The sequence below is a fragment of the Dactylosporangium sp. CA-233914 genome, assembly GCF_050942935.1.
Lineage (GTDB): Bacteria > Actinomycetota > Actinomycetes > Mycobacteriales > Micromonosporaceae > Dactylosporangium.
Genome location: NZ_CP192030.1, coordinates 7,546,375 through 7,572,520 on the forward strand (window position 1 = coordinate 7,546,375; position 26,146 = coordinate 7,572,520).

27 protein-coding genes and 1 pseudogene are annotated in these 26,146 nt (G+C 70.5%); 7 read left to right on the forward strand and 21 right to left on the reverse strand.

Going from position 1 to position 26,146, the window contains the following annotated elements; genetic code table 11:
- The first annotated feature begins 37 nt into the window (after positions 1-37).
- The gene (locus ACQPY0_RS33585) at positions 38-445 is read left to right on the forward strand and encodes an ArsR/SmtB family transcription factor (RefSeq protein ID WP_432969609.1); all 408 of its coding nucleotides are present in this window, start codon (positions 38-40) and stop codon (positions 443-445) included.
- Here the strand turns inward: ACQPY0_RS33585 and ACQPY0_RS33590 are convergent.
- From ACQPY0_RS33590 to ACQPY0_RS33600, 3 genes are read right to left on the reverse strand one after another with little or no spacing between them, the layout of a single operon-like run.
- Positions 442-2,745: a heavy metal translocating P-type ATPase gene (locus ACQPY0_RS33590; RefSeq protein ID WP_432969612.1), complete on the reverse strand. Its 2,304-nt coding sequence runs from the start codon at positions 2,743-2,745 to the stop codon at positions 442-444. The genes ACQPY0_RS33585 and ACQPY0_RS33590 overlap by 4 nt on opposite strands.
- Positions 2,746-2,756: 11 nt before the next feature.
- Positions 2,757-3,698 (reverse strand): hypothetical protein, encoded by a 942-nt coding sequence (locus tag ACQPY0_RS33595; RefSeq protein ID WP_432969615.1) that lies wholly within the window; start codon positions 3,696-3,698, stop codon positions 2,757-2,759.
- A gap of 2 nt (positions 3,699-3,700) precedes the next feature.
- Positions 3,701-3,907, reverse strand: coding sequence for a heavy-metal-associated domain-containing protein (locus tag ACQPY0_RS33600; protein WP_432969618.1), 207 nt, complete (start codon positions 3,905-3,907; stop codon positions 3,701-3,703).
- Between the two features lie 178 nt (positions 3,908-4,085).
- Between ACQPY0_RS33600 and ACQPY0_RS33605 the strand changes: the two genes are divergently transcribed.
- From ACQPY0_RS33605 to ACQPY0_RS33615, 3 genes are all read left to right on the forward strand, one after another.
- Positions 4,086-4,379, forward strand: coding sequence for a metal-sensitive transcriptional regulator (locus ACQPY0_RS33605; RefSeq protein WP_432969621.1), 294 nt, complete (start codon positions 4,086-4,088; stop codon positions 4,377-4,379).
- Positions 4,380-4,623: 244 nt separating this feature from the next.
- On the forward strand, positions 4,624-4,962 hold the full coding sequence (locus ACQPY0_RS33610) for a BlaI/MecI/CopY family transcriptional regulator (RefSeq protein ID WP_432969624.1): 339 nt from the start codon (positions 4,624-4,626) through the stop codon (positions 4,960-4,962).
- A complete protein-coding gene (locus ACQPY0_RS33615) occupies positions 4,959-5,927 on the forward strand; it encodes a M56 family metallopeptidase (RefSeq protein ID WP_432969627.1) in 969 nt (322 codons plus the stop codon). The genes ACQPY0_RS33610 and ACQPY0_RS33615 overlap by 4 nt, the downstream gene beginning before the upstream one ends.
- 182 nt (positions 5,928-6,109) lie before the next feature.
- Here ACQPY0_RS33615 and ACQPY0_RS33620 read toward each other — a convergent pair whose 3' ends face one another.
- Both ACQPY0_RS33620 and ACQPY0_RS33625 read right to left on the reverse strand, forming a co-directional pair.
- Complete coding sequence (locus ACQPY0_RS33620) at positions 6,110-7,261, reverse strand: cation diffusion facilitator family transporter (protein ID WP_432969630.1); 1,152 nt, start codon at positions 7,259-7,261, stop codon at positions 6,110-6,112.
- Between the two features lie 349 nt (positions 7,262-7,610).
- Positions 7,611-8,045, reverse strand: a complete 435-nt coding sequence (locus ACQPY0_RS33625) for a hypothetical protein (protein WP_432969633.1) — start codon at positions 8,043-8,045, stop codon at positions 7,611-7,613.
- 339 nt (positions 8,046-8,384) lie between these two features.
- On the opposite strand from ACQPY0_RS33625, the gene ACQPY0_RS33630 reads away from it, so the two are divergent.
- Positions 8,385-9,104: a DUF1775 domain-containing protein gene (locus ACQPY0_RS33630; RefSeq protein WP_432969636.1), complete on the forward strand. Its 720-nt coding sequence runs from the start codon at positions 8,385-8,387 to the stop codon at positions 9,102-9,104.
- A 202-nt stretch (positions 9,105-9,306) separates the two neighbouring features.
- Positions 9,307-10,440 (forward strand): diguanylate cyclase, encoded by a 1,134-nt coding sequence (locus ACQPY0_RS33635; RefSeq protein ID WP_432969639.1) that lies wholly within the window; start codon positions 9,307-9,309, stop codon positions 10,438-10,440.
- A 65-nt stretch (positions 10,441-10,505) separates the two neighbouring features.
- On the opposite strand, the gene ACQPY0_RS33640 is transcribed toward ACQPY0_RS33635, so the two are convergent.
- From ACQPY0_RS33640 to ACQPY0_RS33670, 7 genes and pseudogenes are all read right to left on the reverse strand, one after another.
- The gene (locus tag ACQPY0_RS33640) at positions 10,506-10,838 is read right to left on the reverse strand and encodes a cupin domain-containing protein (RefSeq protein WP_432969642.1); all 333 of its coding nucleotides are present in this window, start codon (positions 10,836-10,838) and stop codon (positions 10,506-10,508) included.
- Positions 10,839-10,936: 98 nt separating this feature from the next.
- Positions 10,937-12,142, reverse strand: a complete 1,206-nt coding sequence (locus ACQPY0_RS33645; protein ID WP_432969645.1) for a globin domain-containing protein — start codon at positions 12,140-12,142, stop codon at positions 10,937-10,939.
- Between the two features lie 35 nt (positions 12,143-12,177).
- Positions 12,178-12,606, reverse strand: coding sequence for an RrF2 family transcriptional regulator (locus ACQPY0_RS33650; protein ID WP_432969647.1), 429 nt, complete (start codon positions 12,604-12,606; stop codon positions 12,178-12,180).
- Between the two features lie 467 nt (positions 12,607-13,073).
- A pseudogene (locus ACQPY0_RS33655) lies at positions 13,074-13,196 on the reverse strand (TrmH family RNA methyltransferase); the annotation flags it as partial.
- Between the two features lie 83 nt (positions 13,197-13,279).
- Entirely contained in the window at positions 13,280-13,522 is a 243-nt protein-coding gene (locus ACQPY0_RS33660; protein WP_432969650.1) for a hypothetical protein, read from the reverse strand.
- An 89-nt stretch (positions 13,523-13,611) separates the two neighbouring features.
- Positions 13,612-14,130: a hypothetical protein gene (locus ACQPY0_RS33665; RefSeq protein WP_432969653.1), complete on the reverse strand. Its 519-nt coding sequence runs from the start codon at positions 14,128-14,130 to the stop codon at positions 13,612-13,614.
- Positions 14,127-14,966 (reverse strand): hypothetical protein, encoded by an 840-nt coding sequence (locus ACQPY0_RS33670; RefSeq protein WP_432969656.1) that lies wholly within the window; start codon positions 14,964-14,966, stop codon positions 14,127-14,129. The genes ACQPY0_RS33665 and ACQPY0_RS33670 overlap by 4 nt, the downstream gene beginning before the upstream one ends.
- Positions 14,967-15,152: 186 nt before the next feature.
- Between ACQPY0_RS33670 and ACQPY0_RS33675 the strand changes: the two genes are divergently transcribed.
- Positions 15,153-15,926 (forward strand): IclR family transcriptional regulator domain-containing protein, encoded by a 774-nt coding sequence (locus ACQPY0_RS33675; protein ID WP_432969659.1) that lies wholly within the window; start codon positions 15,153-15,155, stop codon positions 15,924-15,926.
- A 75-nt stretch (positions 15,927-16,001) separates the two neighbouring features.
- Here the strand turns inward: ACQPY0_RS33675 and ACQPY0_RS33680 are convergent, their stop codons facing one another.
- From ACQPY0_RS33680 to ACQPY0_RS33720, 9 genes are all read right to left on the reverse strand, one after another.
- On the reverse strand, positions 16,002-16,520 hold the full coding sequence (locus ACQPY0_RS33680; RefSeq protein WP_432969662.1) for a nuclear transport factor 2 family protein: 519 nt from the start codon (positions 16,518-16,520) through the stop codon (positions 16,002-16,004).
- A gap of 82 nt (positions 16,521-16,602) precedes the next feature.
- Positions 16,603-17,604 (reverse strand): LLM class flavin-dependent oxidoreductase, encoded by a 1,002-nt coding sequence (locus tag ACQPY0_RS33685; RefSeq protein WP_432969665.1) that lies wholly within the window; start codon positions 17,602-17,604, stop codon positions 16,603-16,605.
- 11 nt (positions 17,605-17,615) lie between these two features.
- A complete protein-coding gene (locus tag ACQPY0_RS33690; protein WP_238012143.1) occupies positions 17,616-18,557 on the reverse strand; it encodes a nitroreductase/quinone reductase family protein in 942 nt (313 codons plus the stop codon).
- Positions 18,557-19,099, reverse strand: coding sequence for a nuclear transport factor 2 family protein (locus ACQPY0_RS33695; RefSeq protein ID WP_238012144.1), 543 nt, complete (start codon positions 19,097-19,099; stop codon positions 18,557-18,559). Before ACQPY0_RS33695 ends, ACQPY0_RS33690 begins: the two co-directional genes overlap by 1 nt.
- A 120-nt stretch (positions 19,100-19,219) precedes the next feature.
- A complete protein-coding gene (locus ACQPY0_RS33700; protein ID WP_432969670.1) occupies positions 19,220-20,425 on the reverse strand; it encodes an ABC transporter substrate-binding protein in 1,206 nt (401 codons plus the stop codon).
- 78 nt (positions 20,426-20,503) lie between these two features.
- Positions 20,504-21,268 (reverse strand): ABC transporter ATP-binding protein, encoded by a 765-nt coding sequence (locus ACQPY0_RS33705; protein ID WP_432969673.1) that lies wholly within the window; start codon positions 21,266-21,268, stop codon positions 20,504-20,506.
- Positions 21,268-23,088, reverse strand: a complete 1,821-nt coding sequence (locus ACQPY0_RS33710; protein ID WP_432969676.1) for a branched-chain amino acid ABC transporter ATP-binding protein/permease — start codon at positions 23,086-23,088, stop codon at positions 21,268-21,270. The genes ACQPY0_RS33705 and ACQPY0_RS33710 overlap by 1 nt, the downstream gene beginning before the upstream one ends.
- 1 nt (position 23,089) lies before the next feature.
- Entirely contained in the window at positions 23,090-23,950 is an 861-nt protein-coding gene (locus ACQPY0_RS33715) for a branched-chain amino acid ABC transporter permease (protein WP_432969679.1), read from the reverse strand.
- 240 nt (positions 23,951-24,190) lie between these two features.
- Positions 24,191-26,131 (reverse strand): ISL3 family transposase, encoded by a 1,941-nt coding sequence (locus tag ACQPY0_RS33720; protein WP_432969682.1) that lies wholly within the window; start codon positions 26,129-26,131, stop codon positions 24,191-24,193.
- Between the last annotated feature and the right edge of the window lie 15 nt (positions 26,132-26,146).

The window sequence follows — 26,146 nt, forward strand, 5'->3', positions numbered from 1 at the left end:
AGGCAGATGAGTACGCCGGTTCCGATATCCTGGGAACGTGCATACCTCGCTGCCGGGCTTTCAGATGCCCAACGACGAGCAGGTCCACTTGGCCGCCGAGGGCTTCCGGATGCTGGCCGACCCGACCCGCATCAAGATCCTGTGGGCACTGCTGCAGGGCGAGTCCTCAGTCGCCTGCCTGGCCGAACTCGTCGGCGCCGCCCCGACCGCCGTCAGCCAGCACCTGGCCAAACTGCGCCTGGCCGGCCTCGTGCGGGGCCGCCGGGAAGGCACCTTCGTGCACTACTCCGCCGCCGACCCCCACGTCCGGGCACTGCTGGCCGAAGCGCTGTTCCACGCCGATCACGCCGACCGTGACCTGCCCGATCACGCCGCCGGCGACGGCCGGCCCCACACGCACGTGCCCCCGTCCGACGCACGTGTGCCCACGCACCCGGCCGGTTAGCGGCCTGCTGTTCGCAATTCACCGCCGGCCCTTCCCGGCAGCGCCGCGGCGGCGCTGCTCGGGTGCGCCGTCTTGAACCGGCGCAGGCGCAGGCTGTTGGTGACGACGAATACGGAGGACAGCGCCATCGCGGCGCCGGCGAGCATCGGGTTGAGCAGCCCGGCGGCCGCGAGCGGCAGGGCGGCGACGTTGTAGGCGAAGGCCCAGAACAGGTTGCCTCTGATGGTGCGCAGCGTTCGCCGCGACAGGCGGATCGCATCGACGGCGGCCAGCAGGTCACCGCGGACCAGGGTCAGGTCGGACGCCTCGATGGCGACGTCGGTGCCGGTGCCCATGGCCAGGCCCAGGTCGGCCTGGGCGAGCGCCGCGGCGTCGTTGACGCCGTCACCGACCATCGCGACCACCTTGCCGTCGGCCTGAAGGCGCTTGACGACGTCGACCTTGTCCGCCGGCAGGACGTCGGCGACGACCTCGGCGATACCGACCTGGTCGGCCACGGCACGAGCGACGGTTCCGTTGTCGCCGGTGAGCAGGATCGGGGTGAGGCCGAGCGCGCGCAGGGCGGCGACCGCCTGACGGCTGGTCGGCTTGACCGCGTCGGCGACGGTGAGCAGCCCGCGGGCCTGGCCGTCCCAGCCGGCGAGGATCGCGGTGCGCCCGGCGGCCTCGGCGGCGCTCTGGGCCGCGCGCAGCTCGTCCGGGATGGTCAGGCCGTCGTCGAGCAGGAGCTTGGCCCGGCCGGCGGTGACCGTGCGGCCCTCGACGGTACCCCGGACACCGAGCCCTTCGGCGTTGCCGAATCCGGTCACCGCCGGCAGCGGTCCGTGCCGCTCGGCCGCGGCGGTGGTGATCGCCCGCGCGATGGGGTGCTCGGAGGCGGCCTCCAGCGCACCGGCGACACGCAGCAGCTCGACCGGGTCGGTGCCGTCGGCGGTGACGACGTCGTGGAGGGTCATCCGGCCGCTCGTCACCGTGCCGGTCTTGTCGAGCACGACGGTGTCGACCCGCTGGGTGGACTCCAGGGCCTCGGGCCCCTTGATGAGGATGCCGAGCTGGGCGCCGCGGCCGGTGCCGACCAGCAGCGCGGTCGGGGTGGCCAGGCCCAGTGCGCAGGGGCAGGCGATGATGAGCACCGCGACGGCGGCGGTGAACGCGGCGGTCAGCCCGGTGCCGGTGCCGATCCAGTAGCCGAGCGTGGCGACGGCGAGGGCGATGACGATCGGGACGAACACGCCGGAGATGCGGTCGGCCAGGCGCTGCACGGCGGCCTTGCCGGCCTGCGCCTCCTCGACCAGCCGGGCCATCTGGGCCAGCTGGGTGTCCGCGCCGACCCGAGTCGCGCGCACGACGAGCCGCCCGCCGGCGTTGACGGTCGCGCCGGCCACCGCCGTGCCGGGACCGACCTCGACCGGGACGGACTCGCCGGTCAGCATGCTGGCGTCGACGGCGGAGGTGCCGTCCTCGACGATCCCGTCGGTGGCGATCTTCTCGCCCGGCCGCACGACGAACCGGTCCCCGACCGTCAACTGTTCGACCGGGATGCGGATCTCCGTGCCGCCGCGCAGGACGGCGACGTCCTTGGCGCCGAGCTCCAGCAGAGCGCGCAGGGCCGCACCCGCGCGCCGCTTGGCGCGGGCCTCGAAGTAGCGGCCGGCAAGAATGAACAGGGTCACGCCGGCAGCGGCCTCGAGGTAGATGTTCCCGGCGCCGTCGCTGCGCTCGATCGACAGCTCGAACGGGTGCGTCATGCCGGGCGCCCCAGCGGTACCGAGGAACAGCGCCCACAGCGACCAGCCGAACGCGGCGATCGTGCCCAGCGAGACGAGCGTGTCCATGGTGGCCGCGCCGTGGCGCAGGTTCGTCCACGCGGCCCGGTGAAACGGCCACCCGCCGTAGACGACGACCGGCGCGGCGAGGGTCAATGAGGCCCACTGCCAGAAGGTGAACTGCCACGCCGGGACCATCGCCAGGACGATCACCGGGACGGTGAGCACGAGGCTGGCGAGCAGGCGGGTGCGCAGCTCGTCGCGCTCCCCTTCCCGGGGCACCGGTACCTCCGGGGCAGGCAGAGCCGCCGTGTAGCCCGTCTGTTCGACGGTCGCGATGAGGTCCTGCGGGGTCACGTCACCGGTGTAGCTGACCGTCGCCTTCTCGGTGGCGTAGTTGACGCTCGCGATCACTCCGTCGAGGCGGTTGAGCTTCTTCTCGATCCGCGCGGCGCAGGAGGCGCAGGTCATGCCACCGATTGCCAGTTCGATGTGGTTCGGTACCGCGATCAGCGGCTTGGTCGGGGATGCCATCGGTGCCTCCTTCAGCCGTGCGTGTGGCCGGGCTCGCCGTGCCCGGCCGCCGACGGCGCCGGGGCGGTGCCGGCGACGGCGGTGAACTCCGCGGTGCGCACGACGCCGGCGTGCTGGAAGTCCAGGAACAGCCGGTAGGTGCCGGCGCTGGGCACCTCGGCGAAGAACGTGATCTGCGGACCGGCCGCGGTGTGGCCGTCGCCAGGGGTGCCGTCGGGGTGGACGTGCAGGTAGGCGAGGTCGCCGTCGCGCAGCGCGACGAGGTGGCCGTAGGCGCCGAGGTACGGCTGCAGGTCGGTGACCGGGGCTCCGTTGCGGGTCACGGTCAGGGTCAGCTTCGACGCGGTACCGGGAGTGAGCGTGCCGTCGAGGACGACCGTGTAGCCGTCCACGGTCGCGGTCCGCTGCGGTGCGGGCAGGGCCACCGGCTGGTAGTCGCCGGGGGCGGGCACGTCGACGCCGAGGGTCAGCCCGCGGCCGTGTCCGGCCGGTTGGAAGTCGGCGAAAACCCGGTACTGCCCGGGCGTGGCCACGGCCAGCGGCAGGCTCCAGGTGCCGTCCGGGTCGCGTTGCGGGTGCAGGTGCTGGAACCCGGAAAGGTCCCGGCGAACCACGATGAGGTGCAGTTCCTTGTCGTGGCTGACCGTGTAGCCGGTGACCGGCTGGGCGTCGGGCCCGAGGACCCGGAAGCGGAACGGCGCAGTGCTGGTCGTGCTCAGCGTGGTGGTGAGCGGCTGGAGGCGGTAGCCGTTCTCGGTGACCTGCAGCCCACCGGGGGTCGCGTCCTGGTGGTCGTCGTGTCCCGCGCCGGTGGGCGTGGTGGCGGTGTGATGGGTGTCGGTGTGGGCCGCCGGGGCGGGGGCCGGGCCGGCGATGTTGCCGACCCCGGCCGCGGCGCCGAACACGGCCGCCAGCCCCAACGCGTAGACACCGAGCTTGAGCGGGGTGCGCACGGCTAGCTCGCCACCTGGTATCCGGCCTCGTCGACCGCGGCCCGAACCGCCGCGTCGTCGAGGGGCTGCTCACTGGTGACGGCGACGGCGCCGGTGCCCAGGTCGACCTGGACGTTCTGGACGCCGTCAAGCTTGCCGAGCTCGCTGCTGACGGACTGCACGCAGTGGCTGCAGGTCATGCCGGTCACGATGTAGGTCTGCGTCGTCATGACGGTCTCCTTCTGCTGTCGGCCCGCGTCGTCGGAGCCTGCGGTCTCGGGTCGTTCGGCGCCACGCCCCCAACATACCCATACCCCTGAGGGGTACCCAAGCATTACCCCCGGCGGGTACCCGTGTCAACTACCGGCAACCAGGGTATACCCCATGGGGGTTTGCTACAGTGGGAGCATGACGACCACGCCCACCCGCGGCTACACCGCGACCAAGGACCAGTTGCAGAGCCGCCTGCGCCGCATCGAGGGTCAGGTCCGCGGCGTGGAGAAGATGGTCGACGAGGACCGGTACTGCATCGACGTGCTCACGCAGATCAGCGCGATCCAGGCGGCCCTGGACAAGGTGGCGCTGGGGCTGCTCGACGACCACGCCCGGCACTGCCTGCGCCACGGCGCCGAGGAGGGCAAGGGCGAGGAGATGGCTACCGAGATGATGGCCGCCGTCGGACGCCTGATGCGCCGCGGCTGAGTCCCCCGGAAAGCCGTCGGTGATGCGAATCTATTACTAAGGAGTCTCGGAGTACCGACTGAATATGTGGCGAACATGGGGCGCCACCGGCCGCACGACTACTGAGTGCCTTCGTAGATGATGTCGAGCCGGATGTCGGGTGGCTGTCCGGGCGACACCTGTCCGGGCGGTCTCGCGTTACGATGGCGCCCAGTCGGCTGGGGGGCGCGAGGTGCAGGGGTTCGGCGATCTGGAAGCAGCGCTCATGGAACTGCTGTGGGAGCGCGACGAACCGACCACGGTCCGCGAGGCGCTGACCGAGTTGGAATGGCATCGCGAGCTCGCCTACACCACCGTGCTGACCGTGATCGACAATCTCTACCGCAAGGGCTGGCTGACCCGCGAACCCGATGGCCGGGCGTATCGGTACACGCCGGCGCTGACCCGCGACCAGTGCGTGGCCCAGGCGATGCACAACGCCCTGGTCGACAGCGGTGACCGGATCGAGGCGCTGACCCACTTCGTCGGGCGGATGAGCCTGGACGAGGCCGTGGCACTGCGGGCCGCGCTGCGCACCTACGAGCGCAGGATCTCGGGCCGGTGAGCCCGCTCCTGCTGGCCGGTTTCACCGTGGTGCTGGCCCTGGTGGCCGCACCCCGGCTGGCCTCAGCGAGCTGGGTCGCACGCGCACCCCGGCTCGCCATCGGGGCCTGGCTGGGATTGTCCGGCGCGGCGCTCCTTTCGGCGGTGCTGACCGGTTTGACCCTGCTGTTGCACTGGGACCGGACGCACGACCTGGTCAAGGGGGCCTGGCACATCTGCCTCGACGCGCTCCTGGGCCGGCACGACCGTCCGGCGCAGGTGGCCGCCGTGGTCGGCCTGACCGGACTGCTCGTCCTCGGCGACCGGTTGCTCGTCAACGGCCGGCGGATGGTGATCGCCGCCCGGGCGCGCCGCGCCGAGCTGCGGCTCGCGGTGCGGATCGGCGGCGTGCCGTCGCCGCTGCCGGGGGCGAGCATCGTGCGCCACGGCGAGCCCGCGGCGTACCTGCTGCCGGGGCCCAGCCTGCCTGGGCGAGAGGCGGAGATCGTGGTCACCTCGGCCGCCGTCGAACGCCTGCAGGCTCCCGAGCTGGCGGCCGTACTGGCCCATGAACGCGCACACCACGCCGGCCACCACTACGAAATCACCCATTGGATGCGGCTGCTCGCGGCAGCCTTCCCGCGGATCCGCGGCTTCGAGCTCGGCCGCCGGCAGGTCGAGCGGCTGGTTGAGCTGTGCGCCGACGACGCCGCGGCCCGCGGTGCCGCCCGCATCGACCTGGCCCGGGCGCTGGTCAGCATGGCCCAGCCGGCGTCCAGCCCTTCCGGCACGCCGGACGGGCTGCTCGCCGCCGGGGGTGGCGACAGCCTCGAGCGGCTGCATCGACTCCTCGCCCCGCCGCGGCCACTGTCATGGCCGGTTCGCGCCGCGATCGTGGCCGCGACCACCGGCGTCCTCGCCGCCCCGGCCGCGATGGCGGCGTTCGACCGCTACGTCGCCTGGGTGCCCGCGATGCTGTCGCTGTAGCTCAAGCCCCGTCGGCCGCAGCGTCGTCGAGGCTGAGCCCGGGCCGGCCGCGAACCGTTCGCTATCTACTAATCCAAACAGTAGAGTTGCCGTGCGGCTGGCCCCTGGTGTGGGAACTGCGCTCCGGCCGACGCGGTGCGGGCCCCGTGGTCGCTCTGGGGCCCGCACCCATGCGCCTGCGGTCAGGACGCCGGCGCCGACGCACTCGGCGGCCAGTACGAGGCGCCGTGCGAGTCTTCGCAGTGCGGGTCCGGGCGGTCGAGGCTCACCTCGTGGCCGGTGGACACAGTGGGATCAGTGCCGGCGTGGTCGACCTGCAGGGTGCTGTGCGTGATGCGGTACTCCCGGCGCAGCATCGCCTCGATCACGGCGCGCACGGCGTGGCAGTCGCGGCCCTCGGCGACGAGCACGTGTGCGGACAGGGCCGGCTCGCCGGAGGTGATCTCCCACACGTGCAGGTCGTGGACCTCGACCACGTCGGGCACCCCGGCCAGCCGTGCGCCGAGGGCGGGCGGGTCGATGCCGGTCGGGGCCGCCTCGAGGAAGATCCGCCCGGATGCGCGGATGAGCTCGATCCCGGCCTTGAACATCAGTACCACCACGACGAGCGTGGCGATGGGGTCGGCCCGGGCGAAACCGGTCAGCACCATGATGACGCCGGCGACGGCGGTCGCGATGAACGCGAACAGGTCGTTGAGGACGTGCTGGAACGCCCCTTCGACGTTGAGACTGGACCGGTTCGCCCGTGACATCGCCCACGCCGCCGCGAGGTTGACCACGATCCCGGCCAGCGCGGTGACGAGCACGAGTCCGCCGGTCACCTCCGGCGGATTGATGAGCCGCTCGATCGCCTCGATGCCGAGCCAGACGCCGAGGATGATCATCGTGAGACCGTTGGCCTGCGCCGAGAGGATCTCGGCGCGCTTCAGGCCGAAGGTGTACCCACCTTTGGGCGGCCGGGCCGCGAGCCGCATGGCCACCAGCGCGAGAGCGATGGCGCCCGCGTCGGTCAGCATGTGCGCGGCGTCGGACAGCAGGGCGAGCGACCGGGCGATCAACCCGACGACGACTTCGCCGGCCATGAAGACGCCGATGAGGCTCAGGGCGAGCGCGAGCCAGCGGCGGTCGGCGTCGGCGGAAACGCCGTGGCCGTGCCCGGCGTGCCCATGACCTCCCTGCTCATGCTCGTGGGCATCATCGTGCTCGTGCCCCTCGGCGTGGTCGCGATCCGCGTCGTCGGCGGCGGACGGCAGGACGGCGCTCGCGTGCTCGCCGTGGCGGTGCGACCGGTGATGGTCGTCCGGCTCGTGACGCTCGGCATCGCTGCTGCTCATGACAAGCGGCCCCTCCTGCTCGGGAGCGCCTGCCGGAGGGGCGGGCGCGAGATCGGGCGCACCGTTGACCGGCCGCCCCGTTCCTGACTTATGCGCAACTACGCATGTATCACCACCGTACTCCCCCATCACAACCCGGCGGGAGAGGGCGACGCCGGGCAACGGGATGAGGAGTGCGCCACAGACGCGAAGGGCCGTGCCGGAACAGCGCCCAAGGGGATTGGTCAGGTCCGGCACGACCCATGGAGACCTTACTACTAAGTCTCCTAGTAGTCACGTTCGAATGGCGGGACAGCGGTCGGGGGCCGATCCGGCACAGCGGACCGGCCCCCGAGGGGCTGCGCTGGCGTCAGTTGGAGGCGATGGACAGGCCGGCGTCGCCGTGACCCGTGCTCAGCTGCGTCCCTTCGGCGAACGCACTGTCGAACCGCGCCTGCAGCGCGTCCAGCTGCGAGAAGTCCGCACTGTGTGCCGACTCGCTGCCCTCGGCGGCGAACGTCGAGTCCGACGACTCCGAGTCGTTGGAGTAGTTCGTGTAGTCCGTCGACTCGAACCGAGTGCCGTCGGCACCCTCGTACTCCACGTGCCGACCCGTCTGGAAGTCCGTGGACTCGGCGGAGCTGTGGTCCTCGCCGTACACACCGAACTGCGAGTCGAAGTCCTGCTCGCTGCCCGAAGCCTGGTGCAGCTGGTCCAGCGCACCCGACTCCTGACCCATCTCGAACTGACCGTACTCCACACCGCCCGACTCGTGCCCGCCGTCGAACTCGCCGTACTCGCTCATCAGGGTGGTCCTTTCACATCAAGGGAATGGCTCCGATGAGGAGAACACTACTAGGCCACTTAGTAGTGTTGACTCCCGAAAACGTGCCACCCGCTGTCGTCTTGGCGTCCGTGTCCCCACATGGGCACCTGCGTCGGCACCTGGATGGTCCACGCCCCGACCACCGGCGACCACGTGCGCATGGCCGAACTCGACGGCCGTCCCATCACCGGTTACCGCCGGCCCGACTGGCCGGAAGGCGTCCTCCGTTCGGCTTCGAATGAAGGTAGTAGTACGGTACCGGCGGCTCAATCCCGCACCGACCACAGCTGCGGGGCCGCAAACATGAGGAGTGCCGTCATGGCGAACGGTAGCCTGCGCCGCCTGACCGCGTACGGTGCCGCGATCGCGGCCGGCCTGACGGCCACCCTGCTGCCGGCCGCGCCCGCCGCCGCACACGTGCAGGTCAGCGCGGACAACCCGCAGGCCGGCGCCCGCGACGTGACCATCACGTTCACCGGCGAGGGCGAGTCCTCACGGGCCGGCATCAGCGCCGAGCGGGTTGTACTCCCGGCCGGAATCGAGATCGGCGACGTGCAGTTGGTCACTGCCCCGGCGGCCTGGACGTTCAGCGCCGGGACGGACGGCTACACCATCTCCGGCCCGGCCCTGCGCCCGCGCACCGACGCCGTGCACACGATCCGCGTCGCCCGGCTGCCGGCCACGGCCCACGCGCTGGCGTTCAAGACCCTGGAGACGTACAGCGACGGCAGCGTCGCCCGCTGGATCGACCTGCCGGAGCCGGGCAACCCGGAGCCGGAGCACCCGGCACCGGTCCTGATGTTGCGCCCAGCCGCCGCGGCGAGCAGTTCCGCGCCCGGCACCCCCATCAGCAAGGCGGCCGCGGAGCCAGGCACCACCGGGCCCGGCGCCGGGAGCCCGACGCCGGTCGCCGCGGACGACAACACCGCCGGCACCGTGACCGCGATCGCGCTCATGACCGTGGCGCTGCTGGTCGTCGCCGGTGTGCTGGTCCTCGTCGTCGTCACCCGCCGTCGCCGCACCGATCCGCCGGCGTGAGCCTTGCCCCGGCCATCGCTCACGTCCGCCCGGTACAGGCGGCCCGTTTGTCGCACTCTCCCCCGGCTCGCCCCCATCGGGGCCTTTGTCCGGCTCTTGCGCGAGCGTGCCCGCCGGTGGCTTCGCTCATGTCCGGCTCATCAATGCCGATGACCAGACCATGGGTCGTTCGTCGGGGTCGCAACGCTGGGCGGGTGGCGGCGTGGCACAGCCGCGGACGTTCGCGCGGACGACCGCACGCAACGCCCACGAGATCCGCGCGGCACGGCAGGCGACACTGCCCGACACGTGGTTCCTCGCGATCGCCACTGTGTTGTGGAGTCAGGTGGTCGGCTGGTTCGCGCTGCTGATCACCGGACGTGCCTGGGCATTGGCGTGGATCGTGGCGGACGGCGCGGTCCAGGCCGGCCGGATGTGGCTGACGCTGCAGCACCGCCGGGCGGCATCCGGACGCGGGCACCCGCCCCACCGAAGCCTCGTGCTGGTGAACGTCACGTGGTTCGTCGTCATGGCCGCCGGCATCGTCGGCGAGTTGCGCGCCGGCGACCCGCGTCTGCTGGTTCTGGGGAGCATCCTGCCGATCGGGTTCATGGGCTACGTCGCCTCTCGATACGCCGCGTTCCCCCGCCTGGCCGCGCCGCTGCTGTACCTGATGGGCGCGGCACAGACGGTGGGATTTCTCGGCGTACCGCAACTGCGTGCGGTGGCCGTCCTGGTCCCGGCCGCGCCGGTCGCCTTCCATCTCCTCGTCCTGCAGAATCACACGATCCTGATGAACGCGTTCGTGGCGCAGCAGGAGAACTTCCGCCTCTCCATGCACGACCCGCTGACCGGTCTCGCCAACCGCCTGCTGCTGCGGGAACGCACAGCCGCTCTGCTCGATGCTCTGGCCCGCGACCTGGTCCACGACCGCCGGCAGGACGGCTTCGCCGTACTGTGCCTCGATCTGGACGGGTTCAAGCCGATCAACGACCGGCACGGACACGCCGTCGGCGACCGGCTCCTCAAGAGCGTGGCCATCCGCCTGCGCCGGGCCGTACGAGGGCAGGACCTGGTCTGCCGGATCGGCGGGGACGAGTTCGTGGTCCTGGTATCGGGCGCCGACGGCGAGGTCGCCGTCCACACCGCCGAACGGCTCATCGAGTCCTGCAGTCTGCCCTACCACCTCGGCAACGCGACGACGGCCCGGGTCGGCGTGAGCGTCGGCATCGCTCTGGCCCCCGAACACGGCACGTCCACCGATGTGCTCCTCGCGCACGCCGACGCCGCGTTGTACGCATCGAAACGCCGCTCGAAGGGCACTTGGACGCTCCACCCGTCGGCCGTCGCAGGCTGAGCCACCGCCACGAGTGCCCTGCCCGCTCAGGCCGGCGGGAGTTGCGTGTACTTGGCGAACCGGCGTCAGGGAGTCTTGGCGACGGTCAGCAGCGCGGCGGCGTCTTCGACGGCTTCCAGGCTGTGCCGGGCGGGCGGCACGATGAGCAGATCCCCGGCTCTGCCCTCCCATGAGGTCTCGCCGCTGTGCAGCCGTACGCGCCCGCGCAGTACCAGCAGCGTCGCCTCGCCGGGGTTCTCGTGCTCGGCCAGGGACGTGCCTGCACGCAGTGCGATGAGGGTCTGCCGCAGGGCGTGTTCGTGGCCGCCGTAGAGGGTCTCGGCGCTGCGGCCGGTGGAGGATGCGGCTGCGCGTTCCAGGTGCTCGCGTACCCGGGCGTCAAGAGAAAGCTTCTGCATTGGTTGGTCTTCCGTTTCTGGTCGGTTGCGGACGCCGATGCGACGCCGGCGGCGTCCGCTGGTGCCGGGCTCGCACGCGCCGCCGCCGGCCGGAGACTTCAGCGGGCCAGCGCCGGGGCTGGACGCCACTGCTCGGAGCCGAACACCTCGTAGCGGATCCGCTCGTCGGGGACGCCGCGGCGACGCAGACCCGCGCGGACTGCCTGCATGAACGGGACCGGGCCGCACAGGTACACCTCGGCGCCGGGGCGCACCGGGATGGCGTCCACGTCGACCAGACCGGTGAACGCGTCCGGGGTCGGCTGCTCGTACCAGACGAGGTAGTCGAAGGAGTCCAGCCGTGCGCCGCTGGCGTGCATGTGGGCGCGTAGCGGGTGCCGGTCGAGGCTGCGGTCGGCGTGTACGACGGTGACGTGCCGGGCCGGCTGGGTGCGGGCCACGTGGTCCACGATGGCGGCCATCGGCGTGACGCCGACCCCGCCACTGACCAGCAGCAGCGGCGTGTCGCCGGGAGTCAGGGCGAGATCGCCGTACGGCTGGCTCAGCCGCAGCCGGTCGCCGGGGGCCGTGTGGTCGTGCAGGAAGCTGGAGACGACCCCGTCCGGCGCCCCGCCGTTGCCGCGCACGCGCCGCACAGTGATGCGCAAGGTCTGGTCGTCGGCGGCCTGCGACAGCGAGTACTGCCGGAGCTGGCGCGTGCCGTCGTGCAGGTCCGCGGCGACGGTGACGTACTGCCCGGGCAGGAACCGGGGGGCCGGGCGGCCGTCGGCCGGTGTGAGGACGAACGAGACGGTGTCGTCCGCCTCCGCGGTCTTGCTGTCGATGACGTACTCGCGCCAGGGGTTTTCGCCGTCCGTCCCGGCCTCGGCGTAGATGCGCGTCTCGCGCCCGATCAGCCGGGTGGCGAACAGCCAGTAGACCTCGTCCCAGGCGGCCGCGATCTGCGGGGTCACAGCGTCGCCGAGCACGGTACCGACCGCTGCGAGCAGGTATCGGCCGACAACGGTGTACTGCTCGGGGCGGATGCCCAGCGCACAGTGCCGGTGCGCGATCCGGTTCACCAGGTGCTCGAACGTCACGGCGTCCGGGCCTGCGCCGACCAGGTGCGCCGCGAAGGCCGCCACCGCGCCGGCCAGCGCCTGCCGCTGCTGGCCGGTGGCCTGCGCGCTGCGACTGAACAGGTTGAGCAGGTCGGGGTTCTCGTCCAGCATCGTGTCGTAGAAGACGTCCGATATGGCGTCGAGGTGGTCGGCGACGACCGGGAGGGTCGCCTCGACGACCGGGGAGTTCGTGGCTGACAGCATGGTTGTTCTCCAGATGAGGGGAATGGGTCGCGCGATCAGGAGCGGCCCAGGCTCAACAGCACCTGCCGCACGGGTGGCGCGGTGAGGTCATCGATCGTGATCGGGTCGAGGGTGGCGTAGAAGGCCTCCTGCGCGCGCCCCAGCGCTCCGCGCAGCCGGCAGCCCTGGCTCAGGGGACACGCCGGGTCGCCGGTGCACTCGACGACCTCCGTCTCGCCCTCGAGCTCACGCACCAGCCCGCCGACGGACGCCGTTCGGGCCGCGGTGGCCAGGCGCACCCCGCCGCTGCGTCCGCGGACAGTCTCCAGCAGCCCGAGGTGCTGCAGGCGCTGCACGACCTTGGCCAGATGGTGCCGCGGCACGGCGACCGCGTCGGCCAGCTCGTCGATGGTGAGCAGGCCCTCGCGAGCGGCACCCAGCATCAGGATGCGCAGGCTGATGTCCGTGGAGCGGTTGAGGCGCACAAGCGAACCCTACCTAAAGAGGAGTCCCAGACTCCTGTTTTATGGGGTGTATCACGGAGTTGCTCGCGACGACTACGACGGCGCGCGTTGACCTGCGACTGACCGACGCATCGGGCGCAACGGTCGCGCACGCCTTCGTCGACCTGGCCTCGTAGACCTTCCACCTCATCGAGTGTTCCGCCCGGCATGTGAGCGCATGCCGGGCGGAACCATGTCAACGGATACAGCCGCCCGGCTGGACGTCGAACGAACTCTTGCCAAGCGGGATGCGACCGTCGCAGGGACGCCCACCAGGCCTGCGCTGGCAACGGTTCCCGCGGTGGCCGCCGTGCTGCGCAGCATCGCCATCGGATACCACCGCAGCAGCGGCGAACCCGACATCGCCCGTGCCACCAGACCCGCCAACCGCCGTCCCCGCGACTTGATCAACGACGTGACCAGCACTACGGAGAACGCAATAGCCCCTGGTTGGGCGGCGCCCAGCGGGTGCGCAGCTCCACGTCGGTGAGCGCGCGGTAGTCGCCGATCCGCTCGTCCTCGGGATCGGTGATCGTCTCGACGGTCAGCACCTGCTGCATTCTGCTCCGCATCGGAGCCGGACTCGACGTCGCCTGCCGGCGCGGAACCGGAGCCCGTCCGGTCGGCACCTGGCAGGCCGACGCCGAGCCGTCGATCAGGTGTTGGGCCGCCAGGGAGTGTTCGTCTCCCAGATGGCCTTGCCGTCATGGTTGTAGATCACCATGTTGCCGTCGTCCTGGACCACCAGGCGCCACCCTCGGTGGTCCTCGGTGTTCGACGCCCACAGCGGGAGGGACGTCGGGCCCGGCATGTACTGGACGAAGTTGCCGTCGTCCTGGAACTTGGCGAAGTAGTGCGGTTCGGTCCAGGGGTCGAACTTGTTCGTCGCCCATAGCACCGGTCAGCCGGAGGTGTACGCCTCATCGCACATGCCCCGGTTCTGCCAGATGCACTTGTACAGCACCAGGTTGCCGTCGTACTGCATGGTCAGGCATGCGCCGTGTCGTTGGTGATCCCGACCAGGCGGATCCGGTCCGAGGCGTCCGCGCCGGCACCGATCTCGACCGCGTCGGTCATCACGAACACCGTGGCCTCGAAGTCGAGCTCCCACGACACGTCGGGAAGCTCGACCGCGGACACGGGCGGCCAGTTGGGCGCGGAGCCGCTCTGATAAGTGATCGGCAGCTCCTGGTGCCGACGGGGCAGCGCCTCTCCCCGCCCTCCCCGGATCCGCTCCATGTGCGGGAGGTAGCAGCTGCCCTCTGCCCAGTGGAAGGCACGAGGCAGCGGAGCCGCGAACGTGGCGCCCGCGATGGGGCTACCGACGGAGGAATCCTCCAGGGTCTGGAACGTTCTGCGCAGACCCTCGGAGTGCGCCGCCCAGTCGTCGAGCGCCTCCTGCGGCGTTCGCGGCCCCGGCTCGGGCAACGCCATGCGCTGCCGGTCGCGGCTGACCACCACGAGGGTGCCGTCAGGTCCTCCCGCGGCCAGGGACGCCAGGATCACTGGGCCACCGTCGTGTAGTCGGCCGGCACGCACAGCTCGATCGTGGCGTAGTCGGGAGAGGCGTCGTAGGCGTTGTGTATCGTCCCGCGCTGGAGCATCACGAAGTCGCCGGCATAGTAGCGACGGTTCTCCTGCCCCTCGGTCGAGATGTCGATCCAGCCCTGGATCGGGTAGAAGAACTGGGCCATCGAGTGCGTGTGGTCACCCGTGCCGCCCTTGGGCGAGGGCCTCTCCTCGTCCAGCTTGATGATGTGGATGTGGATCCGCCCGTCGGTCGGGATCCGGGTACCCAGGTCGCGGTACAGCGACCAGGCCCGTGGGCCGTCGCCGCGGGCGTACTGGTCCTCGGTGTCGAGGGTGTAGACGCCCTTGAGATGGGCGAACTCCGCGGCGCGCTCCGGCTTCGGGGCGTCCTCGCCGACGGTGGTCTCGTACGCGCTGGGGCCGATGACCTCGAGCGCCTGGTAGTCCGGCGAGACCGACAGGACGCGGTGCCGCCAGTACGGCGGGTGGTAGGCCGAGGCCCACTTGCCCAAGGTGACCTTCTCGTCGTCCTCGGTGGCGATCGTGATCTCGCCCTCCAGCACGAAGAACCAGTGGAAGTCGGTGTCGGTGAACTGCCAGTCCGTGGCGGCGTCCTCCCCGTTGCCCGCCGAGCGCACGTGACGACCCAGCAGACCACCGCCGGTGTTCGCCTCCAGGCCGAGGTCACGACTCTCCAGCCCGGTCCCGGCGAGCGGCTCCCACGTGCCCTCGTCCTTGGCGACTGCTCCCGTCTCGATCCCGAGGGGGTTGTCCACGTCCCAGCCAGAACGCCAGGTCGTCGCGTTGCTCATCTCATCTCCCTTGAATCTTGTGCGTTGTGCGCGCACTTATGCGTTACTCGCACGCAGCATGACAATGCCACTCGGCGCCGGTCAACAGATCCCCGGCCCTCATCTCTCTGCCGACCGCGAGGGGCCACCGGCGCCCCGTTGCCGCTCTGACACAATGAGCGCGCTGACCTCACCCCAAGGAGCGGCATGGCAATCAGTCCCGAGAACACCCCCTACGTCCAGGCCCTCGACCGAGGCCTCGCCGTACTGCGCTGCTTCGGTGACGACGCCACCCGCCTGACGACGTCCGACGTCGCCCGAGCGGTCGGGATCGACCGAGCCGCGGCCCGCCGCTTCCTGTACACGCTGGTCTCGCTGGGCTATCTGGGCGTCGACGGGGCCCGCTTCTACCTGCGCCCCCGGGTGCTCGAGCTGGCGCGGCCCTACCTCGACTCGATGGCCCACGTCGACGTGATCCAGCCCCACCTGGAGTCCCTCACGCACCACACGGGCGAGACGTCGATGGCGTTCGTGCTCGATGGTCACGAGATCGTGTACGTCTCCGGTGTCCAGGCCAAGCGGCTGGTCGCCGTGCTGGTCTCGATCGGCACGAGGGTGCCGGCGTACTGCAGCCCTCCGGGACGCGTGTGGCTCGCCAGCCTGTCCCCCGCCGAGCTCGATGCCTACTTCGAGGAGGTCGACCTCGTGGCGAGGACCCCCGAGACCGTCACCTCGGAGAAGAAGCTGCGTGCCGAGATCGCGCGGGTCGCGGCCGAGGGCTTCTCGCTGGTCGACCAGGAGCTCGAGCGCAACCTGCGTACCGTGGCCGTGCCCGTGCACGACCGCAACGGCGACATGGCATGCGCCATCTCCATCGGAGTCACCTCGCTGGTGCCGATGTCGACCCTGGGCGGCGAGCTGCTGGCAGAGCTACGCAAGACCGCCCTCGACATCGAGACGGACCTGGCGCTGATCCCCTGAGCCCGGTCCACCCCAGGGCCCCGAGCGGCGACAGCAGCGAGCGGCACTCGCCGCTCCCTGCCACCCATGTGGGAGCTACGGCCGAGGCGTGCTCCCATCCCGGCCCCACAGGTAGACCGGGTCGCTGCGGTCCCGGCGAGACACGACCCACTCGTCACGACGCAGGTCCTGCACCTGGTTGGTCAGGAACTCGTCGAAGACCACGACGCGGTCCGCGATCGCCCACCGGCCCTCGCGCCGCTCGAAGCGGTCGACGTATCGGCACCGCGACATCGCCTCGCTCTGGGGCTGCCCCTCCTCGGATGCCTGCTCGCGCAGGAAGGCCAGGCAGTAGGACTCCACATGCGCGCGATCCTCGCCGTCGAAGTCGATGATCACGTTGGTGATGTAGTGCTGCGAGGAGTCGATGATCTGGTGCCGACTCCGGATGTCCTCCACGAGTCCCGCGGCCGAGCCGACGTAGGACCCGTGTGCGTCCACAGCGTCGTCGAAGTAGCAATCGACGATCGCGTCGTAGTCCAGCCGATCCACGCCTCGGGCGTATCGGTACAAGCACTCGTGGATCTCCAGCCGGTCGGCGATCCGGTTGCTCAAGGGTGTTCCTCTCGTTCGGGGTTTCGGGGCTTCAGGCGTCGGTACTGGTGGCACGGCTCGCCGGCCACGGCAGCCGGCGGTCTCATCGGGGTACGGCTGCGGGGCCGGCGGCACGCGCCGCGGCCCTGAGGGCAGGCAACACCTCCGCGCTCAACAGGTCGATCGATTCGGCAGCCTGCTGCTCACTCATGCCGGCCCAGTGGGTCCGCAGCACCAGCTGGTCGATGCCGGCGTGCACGTAGGGCAGGAGCGCGGCCACACACTCCTCGGGCGTGCCGACGGCGAACCGCTCGTCCCTCTCGGGCATGACGGAGGGGTCGGTCTCCAGCCCCGACCAGCGTCCGTAAACGTCGTACTTGTCGCGCAGGAACCGGTCGGCGACGGACTGCGCCTGCGCCGACGTGGCCGCGCAGTAGACCTCGCGCCCCAGCATGATCGTGCCCGGCGCCTCGTGACCGGCATCGCGACGTGTGGCGGTGAAGGTCTCCATGCCCGCGACCAGCTCGGCGCGCGTCATCCGTGGGCTGGCCAGCCACCCGTCGGAGACCCGCGCCGCACGTGCGATGCCCAGTGGCCCCTCCGCCCCGACCACCACGGGTGGGCGGGGGTGCCGTACCGGTGGAGAGGTCAGCAAGTCGCGGTCGGGACCCCAGAGACGCAGCAGGGTATCCAGGTTCTGCTCGAACAGGCGCACCCGGTCCTTGCGGAGCAGGCCGAAGGCCTCGAACTCCTCGCTGCGATAGCCCAGGCCCACGCCGAGTACCAGCCGGCCGTCGGACAGGGCGTCGATCGACCCGTAGGTCTCGGCCACGTCCACCGCGTGCGGCAGCGGCAGCAGCATGATGCCCGTGCCGAGCTGCATGTCACCGGTCTCGGGAATCAGCCGCGAAAGCCACACCGCGGGCTGCGGCATCGCCACGGCGGGCGTCACGTAGTGGTGGGAGACCCACACCGAGTCCCAGCCGCCGTCGCGCGCGCGCCGGATCAGGCGCACCTCCTGCTCGGCCGCGGCGGCCAGGTCGGCGCCACCGACCGTCTGGCAGGACGCGGCCAGGCCGATCCTCAGTCCGGATGCGTCAGTCATGCGGACTCCTCCTACGCCGGATCGAGGAGAACGACGGGGATCTCCCGGGTCGTGCGCTCCTGGTACTCGGCGTACTGGGGGAACGCGGCCACCGCCCGGTCCCACCACGTGGCCCGCTCGTCGCCGGTCAGCACGTGGCTGCGGTAGGCGCGTCTGGTCGGGCCGTCCTGGAGTTCGACGACCGGATGGGCCTGCAGGTTCTCGAACCATGTGGGATGGGTCGGGGCGCCTCCCATCGAGGCGACCACGACGTACTGTCCCTCGTGCTCGACCCGCATGAGGGGGTTCTTGCGCAGCTTGCCCGACGTCCGGCCGCGCGTGGTCAGCACCACCACGGGTAGCCCGTGCATGGTGTTGCCCTCGGCGCCCTCGGAGCGCTCGAACAACTCGACCTGCTCGTTGGCATAGCCCCTTCCCCCCGGCTCGTGGTGGCCGGTGAGCGCCCCCGAGATCGTCGACGAGCCGAGCAGGGTGGCTCGCAGCAGGTCGCGCGCCTCGACCGAGCCGTTGAGGAGCCGGTTGGTGCGCCGCTTGACCCGCCAGCCCTTGTCCGTGCGCACGAGGTCCCACCGGTTGGCGGTCTGACGCCGGATCGTGAACCCGTCGGAGGTGCGCTGGATCAGTGACATGAAGCCGAGGGCCGTGGCCGTGTCGCCGTGCACGTCCACCACCGGCATCGAGACCTGGTGGGCCGATCCGGTGGCGATATACGGCTGGTGGTGCTCGCCGGCCAGCATCTCGCGGATCTCGCCGCGCCCCTCCATCTCCCAGCCGTCAACGTCGTAGACGCCGTCCTCGACCCAGATCTCCCCGGCCAGGTCGTGGGAGTCGCTGTCGACGGATGGCCCGTAGGAGGCCAACAGCCGGATGATGTCCAGCGTGTCGGTCAACCGGGAGACCATCTGCTCGAGCCGGTCGACGCGATCAGCCAGCTCGTCGAGCTCTGCGCCCATCAGGCGAAACCCAGCCGGTAGATCTCGTCGTCGGGTGCGTGCCGCCCGAAGGGACGGCGTTCGCCGAAGACCTCCTCGCCCATCCCCTCGGGAAGCGGCAGGCGGTGGATCCAGTCGTAGACGCAGGTGCGCTTCAGGATCCTCCACTCGTCGCCGCGCTTCTCGAACAGGTCGAGGTAGCGACCGGCGACGAAGGTCTGGACGCGGGCGCCGTCGTCGTCGTTCTCCGTGCCGAACCAGGCCAGGTAGTAGGCCTCCACGTTCGCCTGCGATCCGCGCAGGTCGATCCCCACCGACGCCACGGTGTGGACCACGTGATCCGTGGCGCCGTAGATCTCCTGGGTGCGCTCGATCAGGCCCTCGGGGCCGCCGGTGTAGGCGCCGTGCGTGTCGTGGGCATCGGGCCAGTAGGCCGAGCGGATCGCGTCAGCGTCGACGCGATCGACGCCGCGGCAGTAGCGATGGAGGGTCTCCCGGATGGCCTCCCGGTCCAGCAGCTGCTGGACCAGATGCGTCGTGGATCCGTCGTCGGTGGCGTTCACGTGCTGTGCTCCGTTCCAAGATGTCGTGTGGTGTGTCGAGCGGTGGGCGTGCGCGAGCGTGCGTGCCATGGGTGGGCGCGAGGCGCACCCATGGCACGGCACGGCACGGCACGAAGGGACCTAGGGGACCAACATGCCGTCGTTGAATGCCGAGACCGAGGTGTAGATGAGGTCGTCACCGGTGTAGTCGAAGGCGTGGTTGCTCTCGCTCAGGCCCAGCTTGCCCGGGCCCACGATCAGCTGGGCGTACCGCTCCGGAAGGGCCCCCGACTCTAGATACCTGCGAACCTTCTCGGTGTCGATCGAGTCGGCACCCTCGTATCCCCCGGCCGCCAGGAGGACCGAGTTGTATCCCTGGATGTACTGCTGCATGGGCGAGGTGATCTTCTTTCCGCCCACCTGCTTGTCGACCGCCTCGCGGAACGTCTTCCAGGCCTTCGTTTTGGTCATGTCGGAGCCCTGCACGATGGCGGGGAAGGCCAGCACCTGCATGCGGGACAGGACGTCGGGGGCCACGGCGGCCACGAAGTTGGTCGCGGCCATGTTGGGGTCCGCCACGATCGGCAGGTCCCAGCCGAGCTTCGAGATCGCCTTGAAGATCGGCGCGTAGCCGAAGGACCCGCTCACGACCAGCGCATCGGGGTCGGAGGACTGCAGCTTGAGCAGCGTCGGCGAGGCGTCGACGGCCGTCGGGTCCAGGAGCTGGCTGTCGACAGTGATGCCGGCGGCCTTGCCCGCCTCCACGATCGTCTTGGAGAAGTTCTGGCCGCTGGCGTCGTTGACACCGGTGTGGGCGATCTGCTTGTAGCCCTCCTTGGCGAGGTGCTCGACGATGATGTGGATCGACGTGGTGGGCCGCGGGTAGACGTTGAACTCGTAGGGGTACTTCTTGACGTCGTTGACCTCGTCGTTGCCGATGGCGTTGACGGTGAGAATCTTGCGCTGGGTGGTCTGGGGAAGCAGCGCCAGGGTCTCGCCGCTGCATCCGGGGATCAGCACGTCGGGGGTCTTACCGGAGTCGACGACCCGCTCCTGGAACTCCGCGACCGACTTGGTCGCGTCGCACGCGGTGTCGGCCGCCGTCACCTCGATCTGGCGGCCGTTGACGCCGCCGTCGGCGTTGATGACATCCGCGGCGGCCTGCTCGCCCGCGCGGTAGGCCTGGCCGAGCTCGGTGAACGGCGCGCCGAGGCCTAGGAAGGTCAGGACCCGGAACGGGTCGTCGGAACTGCGTGCGGCTTCGTCGCCGCCGCAGGCGGCCAGGGTGCTGGCCAACAGCACGGCCGCGCCCAGGAGGCTGGCCTTACGGGTGATGGAACGGTTCATCTTGCTCCTCGTTGAGAGTGTCGAAAGGGTGACGTTGCTGTTCGGTGACGGGCCATCCGGCGCCACGTGCGTCTCTCCTCATCCACCACCGATCCCCGAGAGGAGCGACTCGGCGGTGACCGAGGCGGCTGCCGCTTCCCGAACCACGTGGCCGCGCTCCATGACAACGACCTGGTCGGCGACACCCGAGGAGAGCACCTCGGTGACCTGTTGCTCCACGAGCAGGATGGCCAGGCCGCGATCACGCAGGTTGCGCAGAATGCCGAGGATCTCCTCGAACACCTGCGGCGCCAGCCCGGACGACGGCTCGTCGACGAGGAGCACCGCCGGGCGCCCGGCCACGGCCTGCGCGATAGCCAGCAGCTGCTGCTGTCCGCCACTGAGGTCGGCGGCCGTCTTGCGTCGCATGTCCGCGAGCTTGGGAAACTCCGCGTAGGTCTCCTCGAGGCGCTCGGCCCGGGCCCGGCGTCCCGACGGCAGCGAGACGAGGAGGTTCTCCTCGACGCTCAGGTCTCGGAAGACACGCTTGCCCTCCGGCACCAGCGCGATCCCCCGTGAAGCTCGGCGCCAGGCCGGGAGCCGGGTGATGTCGGCCTCGCCCAGCCGGATCGAGCCCCTCTTGGCCGACACCAGGCCGCACAGACCGAACAGGAGCGTGGACTTGCCGGCCCCGTTGTGGCCCAGCAGCACGGTCACCTGGTGAGGACGGACCGTGAGGGAGGCATCCCAGACTGCGGTGATGTCGCCGTAGGCCAGCTGCAGACCCTGGGCGGACAGCGCGGAGGCGGCCTCGCTGCCGGTGGCGGCGGCCGGGCTGCCGACGGGGGTGCTCGCTGTGCTCATCAGGCGTTGGTCCCTTCCGTGCGGCGTCCGAGGTAGCTGGCAATCACCTCGGGGTGGTTTTGGATCTCGTCCGGCGTCCCGTCGGCGATGGTGCGTCCCAGCTCCATGGCGAAGGCGTAGTCGGCCAGCCCCAGCACGAAGGAGACGTTGTGCTCGATCACCACGATGGTCGCGCCGGCGTCGCGCAGGTCCTCGAGCAGCCGGCCCAAGGCACTCAGTGCCTCGTCGTCGAGACCGGCGGCCGGCTCGTCGAGCATGATCACGCGTGGGGAACCGGCGACGCAGCGCAGCACCTCGAGCATCCGACGCGATCCGAGGGGGAGGTCACGAGCCTTCAGGTGTGCCTTGTCCAGGAGGCCGGCCAGCTCGAGCAGCGCGTAGGCCGCCACGTCCGCCTCTCGGCGGTCGCGCCGGAACGCAGGCAGCCGGACGATAGACTGGAGGACGTTCCAGTGCCCGTCGAGGAGGCGGCCGCTGGCGATCACCTCCTTGGCCGTCATCTCCTCGGGGATCAGCGGGGTCTGGAAGGACCGGCCGATGCCCATGCGCGCGACCTTGGAGGGGCTCAGCCGGTCGATGCGCGCGTCGTCGATGCGCACCGTGCCCTCGTCGGGCTGGATGAGACCGGAGATCACATTGAGCAGGGTCGTCTTCCCCGCGCCGTTGCTGCCGATCAGCGCGGTGATCTGACCGGGTGAGGCCTCGATGCGGGCCGAGCGCAGGGCTGCCACCCCTCCGAACGCCTTGGCGACGCCCTCGGCGACGAGCCGGCCACCGGGGACACTCAGCTCGGTGGCGTCGAGCCGGCGGATCGAGGCAGGCGCGGGGGGCGTGGTCCAGTGCGACAGCAGGTTGCGTGCCAGGCCCGCGAGTCCCTTGGAGAAGACGGTGCCTGCGAGTAGCAGGAAGGCGCCGTAGACGACCACGGCGTAGGACTGGAACGCGTCGGCCTGGGTCGGCCCGACCACGAGCAGGGCAGCGCCGAAGACGGCTCCGTAGATGCTGCCCGCCCCGCCCACGACGGAGGCGGCGATGACCGCGATCACGAGCTCGATGGCGAAGGGGACCGGCGAGATGTAGGTGGCCAGGTGTGCATACACGCAGCCGGCGAGGCCGGCGGGTAGGGCGCCGATCACGTAGGCGCTCAGGCGAAGGTTGCGACTCGAGACACCCAGGGACTCGGTCAGCGTCGGGCTGCGGTGCAGGGTCTGGAGGGCCTGTCCGTACCGGGAGTCGATCAGGTTGCGGAACACCACGAACCAGAGACCGCACACGATCAGGGCGAGCATGTACAGGTCGTAGGTGGAGTCGAGCTGGCGGCCCAGGAACGTCGCGAAGGGAACGGCCGTGCCGATCAGGCCGCCAGTCTCGGACTCGCTCGCCTTTACCACGCTGGGCAGCAGCAGGACGAGGAAGAAGGAGACCAGCCCGAGGGCCCACTGGCTCAGACGCAGCGCGGGCACTCCCGTGACCAGGCCGATCACCGCGGCCGCCGCCGCGGCCACCGCGAGCCCGATGAGGATGTCGGTGTAGCCGTGGGCACCGGCGATGGCGGTGGCGTAGGCACCCACCGCCATTACCGCGACCTGGCCGAGCGCGAGCTCGCCGGCATAGCCGAAGCTCAGGTTCAGCCCCGAGACGACCAGGGCGTAGACCGCGATCAGCGCGATCTGGCGCAGCGAGTAGGCGGAGGTGCCGAGAGCAGGCAGGAGCAGCGCCCCGATCCAGAGCACGAGAGGGACCAGCCAGGCCCTGCGGACGGCGGTGGGCACGAGGTTCTCGAAGCGGGATCTCTTGGTGCTCGACGTTGTGGCAACCATGTCAGACCATCCGCAGCTTCTGGACCCCCAGCAGCCCGGTGGGCCGCACCAGCAGGGTCGCGAGGAGGACTAGGAAGATCGCCGAGAGCGTGTAGGTGCCGCCCAGGTACCGGTCGGACAGGGCTTGGAACAGTCCCACCGACAGCCCTCCCGCGAGGCACCCCCAATAGCTGCCGATGCCACCGACCGCCAGCGCCACGAAGGCGTAGATGATCAACACCGTGCCGAGGCTGAAGCCGACGTAGACCATCGGACCGGCCAGCACGCCGACACAGCAGCCCAAGGCGCCGGCGACCGCGAACGCCGAGGTCTTTCCGGCCGGCACGTTGATGCCGCGCAGCATCGCAACCTCGCGGTCCGAGGTCGCGGCCCGGCCGTACAGCCCCCAGCGCGTGCGGTGGGTGACCAGGTGCATGGCCGTCACCACCAGGACAGCCGCCACGATGGCCACGATGTCCACCGTCGCGACCCGGCCACCGAGGAGCGTGAAGGTCCGCTCACCGGCCAGGAAGTCCTGGCGCCGGATGTCCTCACCCCAGATCACGTAGGCAGCGCCCTCGATGACGAACGCCGCGCCGACGGTGGTGACCAGGGCACCGTGGCCGCCGACCGACAGCGGGCGGATGGCGACGACCTCCACGAGGGCGCCGATCAGGGCGCCGACGAGGATGCAGGTCGCCAGGACGAAGACCGCGGGAACGCCGCGCGAGGCGCCCAGCTCGTAGCTGATGAAGGCCCCGATCATCACCGTCTGCGGTGCCGCGAAGTTGAACACAGCCGACTGCGCCATCCCGATGTTGAACACGACCGCGATGAGCGTGTAGAGCGACCCGAAGGCGAGGCCGGTCCAGATGATTGTCAACGGTTCTCCCGACGGTTGTGCGGTGTGCGCACGTATGTGCGTTTACGATCTCGGAACAATGGCATGTGACGCTCGTCATGTCAACGACGGATTGAGAGGGTCTAAACTGGGGCATTCGGGCGCGCCGACCACGACCCGGCGCACCTCGCGGTGCCGCCGGGTCATGCGGATATGAGCGCTCACAGCAACGCGCGGAGGCGCTCCTCCCTGAGGGGTGGAGGCGCTACAGCAGCGCCAGCTTCACGCTGAGCCTTCCCAACCGATCCACGACCCCGCGCGGCGCCCTGCGCGGCCCTGCTCACCCTGGCCGATGCCCTCACCCGCGCCGGTGGCCCGGACACCGTCCGCGGCCTGATAGCGCCGCTGGTCGCCGCCCTGCCGGCCGGCGGCCATGACTGGGTCAAGCAGTTCCTGCACGGCCCAGGGCTCTGCCGGCCTGCAGCGCATGCTGGTCGGCATCCCGCTCACCGACGACGAACGCGCCGCAATCGACAACGACCAAGCCGCCGTCGACCGCCTCCTGCAACGCCTCGCCGACGTCGCCACCCCGGCCGGCCCGACGCCGAACCAACTACGTGCCGAGCCCGGCAGGCAACTGCCCCTGACCGTGCTGCCACCGACTCCGGCGCCGAACGAATCAGCAGTATCCATCGACAAACTCTGATTCCACAGAATGATGCGGTTCACGGCGCCTTCGACGGCGCCGGAGCTCCATACCATGGTCAGACCGGCCTTGACGGCGTTCCAGTCCTTGCGCAGGCCGGCGGCGAAGGAGCGGATCTCCGTGATGGTGCCGTGTTCGGCGTGTTCGACCCAGGCTGCGAGGCGGTTGCCGCCGCGGGTGCGGACCAGGTCGGTGAACCCGCGGGCCAGATCCCGGATGGCGGCCAGGTCGGGACACAGCCCGCACAGCCGCTCCAGTTCGGCGTGGTGTTCGTTGGTGAGCTTGTCGACCGGGCGCATGATCCAGCCGGTGATGTCCCGAGCTGGTGGGACCGGTGGCGGCACTGGTGCTGGTTGGTTGCGGCCGCGGATGCTGATCAGGTGGCGGCGCAGCGTCCGCTCGCTACCTCGGTAGCCACGAGCCCGGATCTCGGTCAGGAGCTCGTTGGTGCCGGTGACCCCGTCCATGCAGCGCTGCTGCAGGTAGCTCTTGTGCCGGTCGAGGATGCTGTCGCGGGCTGTGCCGTTTGGGCCGAGCAGCACGTCGGGGCCGCTGGCGTCGGCGTAGCGGCGCACCGTCTTGGGATCCAGCCCGAGGCGCCGGGCGATGGTGTAGACGCCCAGGCCCTGCTCACGCAGGGCGTGGACCTCGGCGTGCCGGGCCCGGGTGCGCTGCACCCGCAGTCCATCGGCCGCCTGTTCACCCAGCGGGGCGTCCCCGGCCGGGGCCGGTGGCTCGGGCGGTGGTTGCAGGCAGCGGCGGTGATGGGTGACGGCCTTGTTCACCGCGTCAGACAGGTTATGCAGCAAATGCCACCTGTCTGCTACCTGGGTGGCGGCGGGCGCGCCGCGGGCGGCGCCTTCGGCGTAGCAGCCGGCCCGGTCCCGGCAGATCACCTCAACACCGGGATGCTCGTTGAGCCAGGCGGCCAGACCGTCTGCGGAGCGCTCGTCGAGGACGTCGATCACCTGACGGGTGGCCATGTCGACCAGCACCGTTCCGTAGGTGTGCCCGCGGCGCCAGGCGAAATCGTCGACGCCCAGCACCGTCGGTGAGGGTACGAGCGGCTCGGGCAGAGCGCGGATCAGGCGCAGCAACGTCATCCGGCCCACCTGCGGCCCGAGCCGGTCGGTCAGCCGAGCGCCGGCCCGCCCGCCCAGTGCCAGAGCCACGGCCTCGAGCATCCGGCGGGCCAGCGTGCTGTGGCGGCCGTGCCGCACGGTGAGCCCGTCGACCTGCTCGGCGAAGATCCTGCGCACGCATCCGGCCAGGGCACAGAAGAACCGCCGTACCCGCAACTGCACCACGGTTTCCCGACCAGCGACCACCGCGTCGAGCAGCCGCCGCTCGTACCGGCTGTGCACCCGCCGTGACAGGGTCGAGCAGGCCGGGCATCTGGCCGCAACGCTGCTGGTCTCAGCGTTCACCCGCACCGACGAGCCCTTCGTCGACACGTTCGTGATGCGCAGCCCGGACAGGTGCGGGAAGAAGACCGCGAGAAGCTCCACTATGGACACCAGGCATGATCCACC

What these genes read in the sequence shown, in the direction of transcription:
- ACQPY0_RS33685 (WP_432969665.1), bottom strand. Translation starts at nt 17,604, where the DNA reads ATGACTGACGCATCCGGACTGAGGATCGGCCTGGCCGCGTCCTGCCAG.
- ACQPY0_RS33705 (WP_432969673.1), bottom strand. Translation starts at nt 21,268, where the DNA reads ATGAGCACAGCGAGCACCCCCGTCGGCAGCCCGGCCGCCGCCACCGGC.
- ACQPY0_RS33600 (WP_432969618.1), bottom strand. Translation starts at nt 3,907, where the DNA reads ATGACGACGCAGACCTACATCGTGACCGGCATGACCTGCAGCCACTGC.
- ACQPY0_RS33610 (WP_432969624.1), top strand. Translation starts at nt 4,624, where the DNA reads ATGGAACTGCTGTGGGAGCGCGACGAACCGACCACGGTCCGCGAGGCG.
- ACQPY0_RS33645 (WP_432969645.1), bottom strand. Translation starts at nt 12,142, where the DNA reads ATGCTGTCAGCCACGAACTCCCCGGTCGTCGAGGCGACCCTCCCGGTC.
- ACQPY0_RS33710 (WP_432969676.1), bottom strand. Translation starts at nt 23,088, where the DNA reads ATGGTTGCCACAACGTCGAGCACCAAGAGATCCCGCTTCGAGAACCTC.
- ACQPY0_RS33640 (WP_432969642.1), bottom strand. Translation starts at nt 10,838, where the DNA reads ATGCAGAAGCTTTCTCTTGACGCCCGGGTACGCGAGCACCTGGAACGC.
- ACQPY0_RS33700 (WP_432969670.1), bottom strand. Translation starts at nt 20,425, where the DNA reads ATGAACCGTTCCATCACCCGTAAGGCCAGCCTCCTGGGCGCGGCCGTG.
- ACQPY0_RS33590 (WP_432969612.1), bottom strand. Translation starts at nt 2,745, where the DNA reads ATGGCATCCCCGACCAAGCCGCTGATCGCGGTACCGAACCACATCGAA.
- ACQPY0_RS33670 (WP_432969656.1), bottom strand. Translation starts at nt 14,966, where the DNA reads ATGAGCAACGCGACGACCTGGCGTTCTGGCTGGGACGTGGACAACCCC.
- ACQPY0_RS33625 (WP_432969633.1), bottom strand. Translation starts at nt 8,045, where the DNA reads ATGAGCGAGTACGGCGAGTTCGACGGCGGGCACGAGTCGGGCGGTGTG.
- ACQPY0_RS33690 (WP_238012143.1), bottom strand. Translation starts at nt 18,557, where the DNA reads ATGGGCGCAGAGCTCGACGAGCTGGCTGATCGCGTCGACCGGCTCGAG.
- ACQPY0_RS33620 (WP_432969630.1), bottom strand. Translation starts at nt 7,261, where the DNA reads ATGAGCAGCAGCGATGCCGAGCGTCACGAGCCGGACGACCATCACCGG.
- ACQPY0_RS33675 (WP_432969659.1), top strand. Translation starts at nt 15,153, where the DNA reads ATGGCAATCAGTCCCGAGAACACCCCCTACGTCCAGGCCCTCGACCGA.
- ACQPY0_RS33630 (WP_432969636.1), top strand. Translation starts at nt 8,385, where the DNA reads ATGGCGAACGGTAGCCTGCGCCGCCTGACCGCGTACGGTGCCGCGATC.
- ACQPY0_RS33605 (WP_432969621.1), top strand. Translation starts at nt 4,086, where the DNA reads ATGACGACCACGCCCACCCGCGGCTACACCGCGACCAAGGACCAGTTG.